Source organism: Intrasporangium sp. (genome assembly GCF_039812505.1).
Classification (GTDB): domain Bacteria; phylum Actinomycetota; class Actinomycetes; order Actinomycetales; family Dermatophilaceae; genus Intrasporangium_A.
On record NZ_JBDIAQ010000110.1, the window covers coordinates 1 to 11,803 of the forward strand.

An 11,803-nucleotide genomic window follows, 5' to 3' on the forward strand; every position below is an offset into this window, starting at 1 on the left:
ACCTGCAGGCTCACCGGCCGATCCGGGCGTAGGACTGCTCGGCCGCGGCCTTGGCGGCGGTCCACCAGTCGGGGTTGGCGCGGTACCACTCGATGGTCTGGGCCAGCCCGGCTCGCAGGTTGCCGTAGCGCGGCGTCCAGTCGGTCTCGGCGCGCAGCTTGGTCGAGTCGATCGCGTAGCGCAGGTCGTGGCCGGGTCGGTCGGGCACATGCTCGAACCAGTCGGCCGGCCGGCCCATGAGCTCGAGCAGGATCGCCACGATCTCGAGGTTGTTCTGCTCGCCGTCGGCGCCGATGAGGTAGGTCTGGCCGAGTCGGCCCTGCTCGATGATCGCGACGACCGCGTCGTTGTGGTCGTCGACGTGGATCCAGTCGCGCACATTGGTCCCGGCACCGTAGACCTTTGGCCGGATGCCTTGCAGAATGTTGGTGATCTGGCGGGGGATGAACTTCTCGACGTGCTGGCGCGGACCGTAGTTGTTCGAGCAGTTCGAGATCGTCGCCTTGATCCCGAACGACCGGATCCAGGCCCGCACGAGTAGATCGGCACCCGCCTTGGTCGCCGAGTACGGGCTGGACGGGTTGACCGGGGTGGCCTCGGTGAATCGCCTCGGGTCGTCGAGCTCCAGGTCGCCGTATACCTCGTCGGTCGAGATGTGGTGGATCCGCTTGCCGTGCTTGCGAACTGCTTCCAGGAGCCGGAACGTACCGACGATGTTGGACTCGACGAACGGCCAGGGGTGCTCGAGGCTGTTGTCGTTGTGCGACTCGGCCGCGAAGTGGACGACCAAGTCGTGCTCGGCCACGAGCCGGTCCACTAGCGCCTCGTCGGCCACGTCTCCGACCACCAAACGTACCTGGCCCGGCCCGTCACCCAGGACCGAGGCCAGCGATTCGCGATGCGCGGCATACGTGAGCTTGTCGAGCACCGTCAGCGTCCAGCCCGGTCGGCTCCGGTGGGTGCGCAACACGAAGTTCGATCCGATGAAGCCGGCACCGCCGGTCACTAGGACACGCATGCGCGCAGGTTACCGGGTCGAGGATCAGTTGCGAGTCGCAACCGGACTGCCCATCCCGGAGGCCATGTACAGATCGCCATCGCCCGCCTGAGGCTGTCATGTTTGTCACAGCCTGGGCTGCGATGTGCCCTATCTCCCGGGCTGGGTAGGCTCGCGGGGCGGCCGGAACCTCTACCGGGTGGATCGTCATGTGGTCTGTTGTGTCCGGCAAGTCCGAATTGAGTGTAGGCTGCGCACGTTCTCACCACGTCACTGTCAGATGCCACCGTGGAGATACGGTCCACTTCGGAGGCGACAGTGACGACGCGATTGTCATCACTTGAGTCAGGGGTTTTGGTTGTGTCACGGGGAGCGCGGCGACGTGCTCGCATCATGCGGGCGGTCTGGGCGGTTATCGATGCGGTGGTCTGGGTCATTGCGATCTATGCGACCACGTATCTCCGACTGGACTCCTCGCTGGGCCACTTCGCCTCGGGCCTGGCCCTCGCCGGAGCCATCGCGTTCACGTCGCACATGGTCATCGGGCACCTGATCGGACCATACGCCATCGACCATGTCCGGGCTTCGTTCGACGAGGTCCGTGACCTTACGATCGCGGTCACCATCACCGCCATCGGGTTGTTCGCCTGGTCCGTTCTGCAGACGGGGGTCATGCCGCGGGGGACCGGGCCGACGGCTGGGGCGATGGCGCTGATCGCCATGCTCGGGCTTCGGTTCGTGGTGCGGACCTTCCGGGCGCGGTCCTCGAAGGGTCGCCGAGCCGCTCGACGGGCTCTGATCTTCGGCGCGGGCGAGGCGGGGCGACGTCTGGTACACAGCCTCATCTATGACGACTCGAACGGGATCATTCCGCTGGCCTTCCTCGATGATGACCGGTCCAAGCAGCGGCTGCGCATTGAGGGATTCCGGGTACGCGGCAGACGTCAAGACCTCGCCCCAGTCGCGGAACGGCTCGGCGCCGACACACTGATCGTGGCCCTACCCAGCGCAGACTCCACGCTACTTCGCGAGCTGGCGTGCCTCGCCGACGACGCCGGACTCGAGCTGCTGGTGTTGCCTCCCCTACGGGAGATCATGGGTGGCAAGCCGACGACCAACGACCTGCGTTCTCTCGACGTCACCGACCTGTTGGGTCGCAAGCCGGTCCAGCTCGACACGAGGCGCATCGCGGAGCACCTCGCCGGCAAGCGTGTCCTGGTCACTGGGGCCGGGGGGTCCATCGGCTCCGAGCTGTGTCGCCAGGTCGCGGCATTCCAACCTGCGAAGCTCTACCTGCTCGACCGTGACGAGTCCGGCCTGCAGGCCACCCAGCTGAGCCTGACCGGCAGCGGCCTGCTCGACACCGATGACGTGCTGCTCGCGAACATCAGAGAGCGACAAGACCTGCTACGGGTCTTCGAGAGGATCCGACCAGAGATCGTGTTTCACGCAGCCGCGCTGAAGCATCTGCCTCTGCTCGAGAGGTTCCCGCTCGAGGCATGGAAGACCAACGTCATCGGCACCCGGAACGTGCTCGAGGCGGCTGCGAGCGTCGGAGTCGAGATCTTCGTCAACATCTCGACCGACAAGGCGGCCGACCCGACCTCGGTGCTCGGCTACAGCAAACGGCTGGCCGAGCGGCTCACCGCCGACTTCGCGTTGCACCACCACGGTCGGTATGTCTCTGTCCGGTTCGGCAACGTGCTTGGCTCGCGTGGCTCCGTGATCCACGTCTTCCGTGAGCAGATTGAGCGCGGGGGACCGGTAACCGTGACGCACCCTGAGGTCAAGCGGTACTTCATGCTTGTCCCCGAAGCCTGCCAGCTCGTCCTCGAGGCCGCCTCGATAGGTCGTGATGGCGAGGTGATGGTCCTCGAGATGGGAGAGCAGGTCAGGATCGTCGACCTGGCCGAGACCATGGTCCGGATGAGCGGACGCGCCGACGTCGACATCCAGTTCAGCGGTCTGCGCGACGGCGAGAAGTTGGGCGAGGACCTGTTCGCCGACGCGGAGGGAAGACGCAAGACGGAGCACCCGCTCGTCGACAGCGTCGACGTCCCGGCGCTCTCGCCTCACCAACTGCCCGAGCGTCAGTTTGACCATTCGGCCGCTGCCGAGACGTACATGCGCACCCATGCGCTCACCAGATCGCTCGGGCGGGAGCTGAGCCGGGCATGAGCCGGCCAGCCAAGTCATTGGCGAGTGCCACCGGTGGCTGGCCCCTCGCTCGAGCCGCATCAGGCTACGCCGGTGTGGTCCGGCTCTGACCGGTAACCTCGCATCCTATGAAGGGGATCATCCTCGCCGGCGGGTCCGGCACACGGCTACATCCGATCACCCGCGCGATCAGCAAACAGCTCATGCCCGTGTACGACAAGCCGATGGTCTATTACCCGCTCTCGACGCTCATGATGGCCGGCATCCGGGAGATCCTCGTCATCACGACCCCGCACGACAACATGCAGTTCCAACGGCTGCTCGGCGACGGGTCGCAATGGGGTGCCAGCATTACCTACACAGTGCAGGCCTCACCGGACGGCCTGGCCCAGGCGTTCCTCCTCGGAGCCGACTTCATCGGTCACGACAAGGTCGCCCTCGTGCTCGGTGACAACATCTTCTTCGGCCCCGGCCTGGGAACGCGTCTAGCCGACCACGTTGACGTGGATGGTGGCCACATCTTCGCCCAACGGGTCCACGACCCCACCGCCTACGGTGTCGTCGAGTTCGATGAGGACGGCCGGGTCCTGTCGATCGAGGAGAAACCGGCCAACCCCCGGTCACGGTTCGCCGTGCCCGGCCTCTACTTCTACGACAACGACGTCATCCAGATCGCCCGCGGGTTGACGCCGAGCCCGCGTGGCGAGCTCGAGATCACGGCGGTCAACGACGCCTACCTCCGGCGCGGATCGTTGACCGTGAGCGTCCTGCCACGCGGGACAGCGTGGTTCGACACTGGGACGTTCGAGGGCCTGATCGAGGCGAGCCAGTTCGTCCATGTCGTCGAGGTCCGCCAGGGGCAGAAGATCGGCTGCGTCGAGGAGATCGCGTGGCGCAACGGCTGGATCGACGACGAGCGCCTGTCCCGTCACGGCGACGACCAGCTCAAGAGCGGCTACGGAGCCTACCTGCACGGCCTGCTGCTCGACGGCCAGGGCCAGGTGCAGGGTTCCGGGGTCTGAGGTTCCCGAAGCGCGACTCCCCGGTGTGACGCTACCGTTGGGGACGTGAACCGACCATCGAACCAGTGTGTCACGCGTGACGTCAGTGGCGGCCAGACCGGACCAACCTGATGCAGATCCGGCCCCTGTCGATCCACGGCGCGTGGGAGATCACCCCGCGTCAGTTCCCCGACGACCGCGGCGTCTTCCTCGAGTCGTTCCGTGGCGACCTGCTGGCCCGCGAGATCGGGCACCGGATGGACGTCGTCCAGTCGAACGTCTCCGTTTCCGCCAAGGGCACGGTGCGGGGCGTCCACTTCGCCGAAGTGCCGGACGGCCAGGCAAAGTACGTGACGGCGCTGCGAGGTTCGCTCATCGACTACGTCGTCGATATTCGTGTCGGGTCGCCCACCTTCGGCCAGTGGGACTCCGTGCTGCTCAACACCAAGGACCGTCGCGCGGTCTACCTCGCGGAGGGCCTCGGGCACGCATTCGTCGCCCTCGAGGACGAGACCACCGCGTACTATCTGTGCTCCTCGGCGTACAACCCTGGGCGTGAGCACGGGATCAACCCGCTCGATCCCGCGATCGGGCTCGCCCTGCCAGAGGGCATCGAGCCGTTGCTGTCCCCGAAGGACGCCGCGGCGCCCACCCTGTCCGACCTGTCACTAACGGGCGGGCTGCCGACATACCAGACGTGTGTCAGCTTCTATGCGGAACGAGCGGCTGGCTCAGGAGCGTGATCGATGAGTCAGGAAGGAGTCAACGGGCAGGTCCTCGTGGTATGCACCGGTAACGTGTGTCGGTCGCCCTACATGGAGCGACGTCTCCGACAGGGGCTCGACGGATACGGCGTCGAGGTAGTGAGCGCCGGCACTAACGCGCTCGTGGGTGCAGGGATCGACCCGGGCAGTGCGGCCCTTCTGAAGGATGCCGGGGTCTCCGTCTGCGGCCACGAGGCACGTCAGCTCACCCGGGAGATGGTGTCCTCGACCGACCTCATCCTGGTTGCTGCGCGCGAACACCGCGCTGAGGTCGTGCAGTACTTTCCCAAGGCCCTCGCCTACACGTTCACCTGGGGTGATTTCGCCGATCTGGTCGCCGGCCTGGACACGAGGCGGCTGGCCGAGTCGTCTCTTGGGCTGAGCTGGGTGTCCCGTGTCGCGGCCGAGGCTGCTGCCCGACGCGGAGTAGTCCTGCCCAGGGCCAAGTCGCAGACGGACATCCTGGACCCGTATCGTCAGGACTCTGTGGCCTTCACCAGGATGGCGCGCCGGGTCGAGGTCGGTCTGTCCGACATCGTCGCCGCACTGACCCCTCGTTCACAGGACTGACGGCGCTGGCAGGAGCCGGAAGCTCCCCAGCCGGGCTCAGCCGACCTTCAGCTCCGGCCGCTCACCACTGGATCGGCCCTGCTCGACCCGTCGATCTGGCCCGTTCGCTTGGGTGTACTCGTAGCGGTAGGTCCCGTAGCCGTCTCTCTCCCGGTCATCCAGCCGGTTGAGGATGAGACCAAGGATCCGGCCCTTTACCGCCTCGATCGACTCGACTGTGTGTCGTAGTTGGGCCTTATGCACGATGTCGGCGCCCACGACGACCAGAGCTCCGTCGGTCATGGTGCTCAGTATCGCGGCGTCGGTCACGGGCAACAACGGCGGGGCATCGAGCAGGACATAGTCGAAGCGGTCTGTCAACTGTCCGAGGAGATGCTCCATCGTGGTGGACCCGAGCAGCTCACTGGGGTTCGGCGGGATACCCCCCGAGCCGAGGATGGATAAGCTCGTGGCGGCAAAGGGCTGCATCACGTCGTCGAGCTCGACGCGGCCGACGAGGACGTCCGTCAGTCCGACCGACCCCTCGAAGCCGAGATACTCGAACAGACGTGGTCGGCGCAGGTCGGCCTCGACGAGACAGACGCTGGCGCCGGTCTCAGCCAGGCTGAGCGCGAGGTTGGCTGCCGTGGTGGACTTGCCCTCACCGGGCACCGATGAGGTGACCACGATCGACTTGGGCGGGTTGGCTACGTCGACGAACTTCAGGTTGGTGCGCAGCACGCGGATCGCCTCGGAGCGCCGCGCCCGCGGCTCCGCGTGGACGACGAGCGGGTGTGCGGCCGCGTCGGGGTCGAAGGGGACGGTCCCGAGGATCGACTTGTCGGTGACGACCTGGACATCACGCTGGGCTTTGACTCGGGTGTCCATCAGGTCACGCAGCAAGGCGACACCGAAACCGGCGAGCAGGCCGAGGACCGCGCCGAGCGTGAGGTTACGGACCGGCTGGGGACTGACCGGTGAGATCTGGACCTCCGCGGGCTTGACGACCGTCAGCTTGACCGGGCTGCGCTCGCCGGTTCGGACCTGCTCGATCTGCTCGATAGTCCGGGGGAAGACCTTGTCGATCGACTGCGCGATCGCGGCGGCCTGCTGCGCGCTCTGGTCCGTCACGGTCACCTCGATGATCACGGTGTCCAATGGGATGGTCGAGGTCACCTGAGACGCGAGCTTGTCGGCGGTCGTATCGAGGCCGAGGTCGTCGATGACCGGGTCGAGCACCTTGGGCGACTGGAGCAGTTGAGAGTAGGACTTCACCCGCTGCTGGGTGAAGGTGTTGCCCTGTTGCAACGCCGCAACGTTGTCGCCATCCGAGGTAGAGACGAAGAACTGGGTCGTCGACGCGTAGGTCTTCGGTGCGAGCAGCGTGAAGGTGACAGCCAGTGCTATGACGAGCAGCATCACCGAGAGGATGATCCGCCACCGCTTACGAACGACACGTATATAGTCCTGCAACTCCACGTGTTGTTGGTTTCCTTTCAACGACGTCTCGATGGCGTCTCGCCTGGCGACCGTTCGAGTCGCTCCGCATATGCTAGTGCGTGCCTGCGGCATCCACCCAAACCGCCCGAAGTCGATCGAGGCACTGGGCCACGATCCCAAGCCTGCGTACGCACCCGAGAGTGTCCGATCTCACGCTGCCCGCGGGGCCATCTGCTCTCACCCCGGCTGCTCGGCAGCCCTGACGATCTCGAGGTGGCGGTTGAGGGAGTCGCGCCACGGCCCTATCGGCTCGGTATCGCAGGCCAGCAACGTGTCGTGCGCGAGCACGCTCCACGCCGGCCGCGGCGCGGGCCGCGGGAAGGCCGCGGTGGTCGTCGGCTGCACCCGCTCCGGGTCGAGGCCGAGCTCCTCGAAGATCGCGCGGGTGAAGCCGAACCAGCTCACCTGCCCGGTGCTCGTGCCGTGGTAGGTACCGTATGGCGCCGAGCCGGCGACCAGCCGCACCACCAGGTCCGCGACGTCGACGGTCCAGGTCGGCTGGCCGGTCTGGTCGTCGACGACCGACAGGGTCTCGCGCTCCCCGGCCAGACGCCGCATCGTCGCGACGAAGTTGGGCCCGCCCGCGCCGTAGAGCCACGCGGTCCGCACGACCCACGAGTGGGGGCAGAGCGCGCGGACGGCCCACTCCCCCGCCGCCTTGGTCCGGCCGTAGGCCGAGCGGGGGCGCACCGGGGCGTCGGCGGCATACGGGGTGCTGGCCTGTCCGTCGAAGACGTAGTCGGTCGAGACCTGCACGAGCGAGGCCCCGGCGGTCGTGGCGGCGCGGGCGAGGTTGGCCGCGCCGACCGCGTTGACCGAGAACGCCTCGGCCTCGTGGGTCTCCGCGTCGTCGACGGCGGTCCAGGCGGCCGCGTTGACGACCAGGTCGTGACCGGCGGCAGCGAGGCGACACGCCTGCGCGTCGGTCACGTCGAGGTCGGCGCGGGCCAGCGCGGTCACCTCGTGACCCGCGGTCCGCAGGGCCGGGACGAGGTCCTGCCCGAGCATGCCCTGAGCACCCGTGACGAGGACACGGCTCACTGGATCACCCTGTCAGTTGTAGGAGTTCATGGTGTCGGTGCGGATCGCCTCGCCGAGCTGCTTCATCTTCGGCCAGTCCGTCACGTCGATCGACTGGCCGTCCTTGCTCCACCCGAAGCCGGTGAAGGGGGCGGTGATGAAGCGGATGTCGCCGCCGCGCAGGTTGCGCATGGCCAGGGCCTCCGACCTCATCTGTCCCACGTCGAGCTTCTGGTCGACGGTCAGGTTGCTCGTCGCGGCGTCGACGAAGGTGGCGAGCCTGGCCGGGTCGAGCAGCACGTCCTTGGACAGGGTCTTGAGCATGAGCGCCTTGATGAAGGCCTGCTGGCGCTGGCCGCGCGAGATGTCGCCCTCGCTCAGCTGCTTGCGCTCGCGCACGAAGGCCAGGGCCATGTCGCCGTCCATGTGCATGGTGCCGACGGTGAAGCGGTATCCGCCGCTGGTGCTCGGCTCGGCGACGTCGACGTCGACCCCGCCGACCGCGTCGGTCATCCGCTTGAAGCCCTCGAAGCCGATCACCGCGACGTGGTCGATCTCGACGCCGAGCATGTCCTGCATGGTCCGCACGAGCAGCGGCGCGCCGCCATAGGCATAGGCGGCGTTGAGCTTGGCCTCACCGTGCCCCGGGATCGGCACCCACAGGTCGCGCGGGAAGTGGACGAGCTGCACCGTGGCGTGGTCCTCGGGGACGTGGACCAGGACCATGACGTCCGAGCGCGATCCGGTGTCACCCGGTCGGGCATCGTTGCCGATCAGCAGGTAGTTCGTACCCGCGCCGGTGGGCTGCGGGATGACCTGGCCCTGGGCGTCGGTCGGCAGCTGCGCCGCGGGCAGGAGCAGCTCCTGCTTGATGTTGGTCGTGACCACGTGGTTGAGATAGGCCAGGTAACCGCCGACAGCGACCACCGGGACGAGGATCATTACCAGCGCCGCCACGAGGATGACGCGGTTGCGGCGTCGGTGACGACCGGCGCCGGCCGCGTCGTCCGCGTCATCGGAGCGCTCGTCCGTCAGCTCCTCGTGGATGGTCACCGGGCCAAGTCTAGGTGAGCCGCCGCAGCCGGGCGGACAAATCGGAAACGGCCGGCCGGTGTGCGGGCGGGATGCGAGCCGGCCGGTGCGAGCGGCGGGGTCCGGTCGGGGCGGGTCCGGCCGGTGGGGGCGGGTCCACGTGGACGAGGTGCCGGCCCGGTGGGAAGCCCGCTGAGCGGCATACCCGCCGGCGGTCCTGGGGCGAGCGGGACCGCGCGGATGCGCCACAATGACGCCCATGCCTTCGACCACCAAGCCCCGCAGCCTGTCCGGAATGCAGCCGACGAGCGACTCGCTCCACCTCGGCAACTACATCGGGGCGCTCGTCGAGTGGGTCAAGCTGCAGGAGACACACGACGCGTTCTACTTCGTCGCCGACCTGCACGCGCTGACGGTCACGCCCGACCCGGCCGTCCTGCGCGACCGCACCCGGGTCACGGCGGCGCAGTTCCTGGCCGGGGGGGTCGACCCCGAGCGCTCGGTGCTGTTCGTGCAGAGCCACATCGCGGCCCACACCGAGCTGACGTGGGTGCTGTCGACCATCACCGCGTTCGGCGAAGCGAGCCGCATGACACAGTTCAAGGACAAGACCGCCCGGGGACACGCGGCCAACGTCGGGCTGTTCACCTACCCCATCCTGATGGCCGCCGACATCCTCATCTACGACTCCGACGTCGTGCCGGTCGGCGAGGACCAGCGCCAGCACCTCGAGATCACCCGCGACCTGGCCCAGCGGTTCAACCAGCGCTACGGCGACACCCTGGTCGTGCCCGAGCCGCACATCATCAAGGAGACGGCCAAGATCCAGGACCTGCAGGAGCCGACGGCCAAGATGAGCAAGTCGGCCGCCACGGACGCCGGCCTGATCAGCCTGCTCGACGACCCCAAGCGGATCGCCAAGAAGATCAGGTCCGCCGTCACCGACACCGAGCGCGAGATCCGCTTCGACCCCGACGCCAAGCCCGGCGTGTCCAACCTCCTGTCGATCCATGCGGCGCTGTCCGGCACCCCCGTGCACGCGCTCGAGACCGCCTACGAGGGCAAGGGGTACGGCGACCTCAAGAAGGACGTGGCCGACGTCGTCATCGAGGCGATCACCCCCTTCCGGCAGCGAACGCTGGAGCTGATGGCCGACCCGGGCGAGCTGGACCGGATCCTCGCCGACGGTGCCGGCCGCGCGGCCGAGGTGGCCGAGGCCACCGTCCGGCGGGTCTACGACAAGGTGGGTCTCCTGACGAGCCTGCGGCGCCCCCGGCCGGCTGGCTGACCCGGGGCTCCGGTTGCGCCGGACCTGACCGGTTCCGGCCGGCGCGGTTGGTACCGTCGTCTGGTGATGTCTACCCGCCGCACGACGATCGGCGTCTCGATACCGGTCCCGGCCCCGGACGGTGACTACCTGCAGCAGCGCAGGGTCGAGTTCGGCGACTCCGAGGCCTGGCGGATTCCCGCGCACATCACCCTCGTCCCGCCGACCGAGGTCGACGCAGCCACCTATGCCGCCTTCGTCGCCCACTGCGAGACGGTGGCCGGCGACTGGCCGCCGTTCGACGTGCTGCTGCGCGGCACCGGCACGTTCCGGCCGATCTCCGACGTCGTCTACATCCACGTCGCCCAGGGCGTGTCGGCGTGCGAGCGGCTGGAGAAGCAGCTGCGCAGCGGTCCGGTGCAGCGCCCCCTCGACTTCTACTACCATCCGCACGTGACCGTGGCGCACAACGTGTCCGCCGCGGACCTCGAGCGGGCCTTCACCGAGCTCGCCGGCTTTCGCGCCGACTTCGTCGTCGACGCGTTCCACCTCTACGAGCAGGGCCCAGACGAGGTCTGGCGTCCCGTGAAGGACTTCCCGCTGCAAGGAGGCTGATCCGCGTGTCGGCCGTCCGCAGGATCACCGACTGGCTCAAGAGCACACGTCTGTTCCAGACGTGGGACCGGTACGGCCAGCACAACGGCAACCTCTTGGCGGCCGGCGTCGGCTACTACGCGTTCTTCTCGATCTTCCCCGCCCTCGCCGTGGGCTTCACCATCTTCGGGTTCGTGCTGCGCGGCCAGCCGACCATGCTCGAGACGATCGCCGACTCCCTCAACGACGCCCTGCCCGGGATGGTCCGGACGGCCTCTCATCCGGATGGCATCATCGGCCTGTCGGCCCCGCAGGCCTCCACCCTGACCATCACCGGCGTCGTTGGCTTCGTGGTCCTCCTCTGGGCCGGGCTCGGCTGGATCAGCGCGCTGCGCAAGGGGATCCGTGCCATCTACGGCCTCAGCGCCAAGCCGGGCAACCTGGCGCTGGCCAAGCTGCGCGACCTCGGCGTCCTGGTCAGCTTCGGGTTCGCCGTGGCGGTTTCGGCCATCCTGACGAGCGCCGTCGGCGGCGTCGCCGGGAACATCGCGGACTGGGTCGGGCTCGGCGGGCAGGCCTGGGTCGTCACGCTCGTCGGTCTGATCATCAGCGCCGCCTTCGACACGATGCTCATGGTCGTCCTGCTGCGACTGTTGTCGGGAGTGCCCCTGCCGTGGCCCGCGGTGCGGTCCGGCGCGCTCATCGGCGGGATTGCCCTGACGGTGCTCAAGTTCTTCGGTGGGTTCCTCGTCGCCCGCGCGACGAGCAACCCGCTCCTCGGCGCTGTCGCGGTGCCGGTCGGACTGCTGTTCTGGCTCAACCTCATGTCGCGTGTCGTGCTGCTCTCGGCGGCTTGGACGGCCACCGGCTCCGGGCTCGCGCACGCCGCGGCTGCCGCCGTGCCGGCCGAGGCGGCCGTTGT

General features: G+C 67.9%; 11 protein-coding genes. 7 read left to right on the forward strand and 4 right to left on the reverse strand.

What is annotated here, in order from left to right; translation table 11 throughout:
* Positions 1–10 precede the first annotated feature (10 nt).
* Positions 11–1,018, reverse strand: coding sequence for a dTDP-glucose 4,6-dehydratase (gene rfbB, locus WMI84_RS13240; RefSeq protein WP_347353893.1), 1,008 nt, complete (start codon positions 1,016–1,018; stop codon positions 11–13).
* Positions 1,019–1,285: 267 nt separating this feature from the next.
* On the opposite strand from rfbB, the gene WMI84_RS13245 reads away from it, so the two are divergent.
* The 4 genes from WMI84_RS13245 (at position 1,286) to WMI84_RS13260 (ending at position 5,489) form a co-directional block, all read left to right on the forward strand.
* Complete coding sequence (locus tag WMI84_RS13245; protein WP_347353895.1) at positions 1,286–3,175, forward strand: nucleoside-diphosphate sugar epimerase/dehydratase; 1,890 nt, start codon at positions 1,286–1,288, stop codon at positions 3,173–3,175.
* A 107-nt stretch (positions 3,176–3,282) separates the two neighbouring features.
* Entirely contained in the window at positions 3,283–4,176 is an 894-nt protein-coding gene (rfbA, locus tag WMI84_RS13250) for a glucose-1-phosphate thymidylyltransferase RfbA (protein WP_347353897.1), read from the forward strand.
* Positions 4,177–4,286: 110 nt separating this feature from the next.
* Positions 4,287–4,898, forward strand: a complete 612-nt coding sequence (rfbC, locus tag WMI84_RS13255) for a dTDP-4-dehydrorhamnose 3,5-epimerase (RefSeq protein ID WP_347353899.1) — start codon at positions 4,287–4,289, stop codon at positions 4,896–4,898.
* Positions 4,899–4,901: 3 nt separating this feature from the next.
* Positions 4,902–5,489: a hypothetical protein gene (locus tag WMI84_RS13260; RefSeq protein ID WP_347353900.1), complete on the forward strand. Its 588-nt coding sequence runs from the start codon at positions 4,902–4,904 to the stop codon at positions 5,487–5,489.
* Between the two features lie 36 nt (positions 5,490–5,525).
* Here WMI84_RS13260 and WMI84_RS13265 read toward each other — a convergent pair whose 3' ends face one another.
* The 3 genes from WMI84_RS13265 to WMI84_RS13275 form a co-directional block, all read right to left on the reverse strand.
* Positions 5,526–7,040 carry a polysaccharide biosynthesis tyrosine autokinase gene (locus WMI84_RS13265; protein WP_347353902.1) on the reverse strand — a complete coding sequence of 505 codons (1,515 nt, stop codon included), beginning with the start codon at positions 7,038–7,040 and terminating at the stop codon, positions 5,526–5,528.
* 105 nt (positions 7,041–7,145) lie between these two features.
* Positions 7,146–8,009 (reverse strand): dTDP-4-dehydrorhamnose reductase, encoded by an 864-nt coding sequence (gene rfbD / locus WMI84_RS13270; protein WP_347353904.1) that lies wholly within the window; start codon positions 8,007–8,009, stop codon positions 7,146–7,148.
* 12 nt (positions 8,010–8,021) lie between these two features.
* Positions 8,022–9,041 carry an LCP family protein gene (locus tag WMI84_RS13275; protein WP_347353906.1) on the reverse strand — a complete coding sequence of 340 codons (1,020 nt, stop codon included), beginning with the start codon at positions 9,039–9,041 and terminating at the stop codon, positions 8,022–8,024.
* A 229-nt stretch (positions 9,042–9,270) separates the two neighbouring features.
* On the opposite strand from WMI84_RS13275, the gene trpS reads away from it, so the two are divergent.
* The 3 genes from trpS to WMI84_RS13290 form a co-directional block, all read left to right on the forward strand.
* Positions 9,271–10,308 carry a tryptophan--tRNA ligase gene (trpS, locus tag WMI84_RS13280; RefSeq protein ID WP_347353907.1) on the forward strand — a complete coding sequence of 346 codons (1,038 nt, stop codon included), beginning with the start codon at positions 9,271–9,273 and terminating at the stop codon, positions 10,306–10,308.
* Between the two features lie 66 nt (positions 10,309–10,374).
* Positions 10,375–10,902, forward strand: a complete 528-nt coding sequence (locus WMI84_RS13285) for a 2'-5' RNA ligase family protein (protein ID WP_347353911.1) — start codon at positions 10,375–10,377, stop codon at positions 10,900–10,902.
* Positions 10,903–10,907: 5 nt separating this feature from the next.
* Positions 10,908–11,803, forward strand: an 896-nt coding sequence (locus WMI84_RS13290; RefSeq protein ID WP_347353909.1) for a YihY/virulence factor BrkB family protein, incomplete at its 3' end; no start/stop codon positions are given.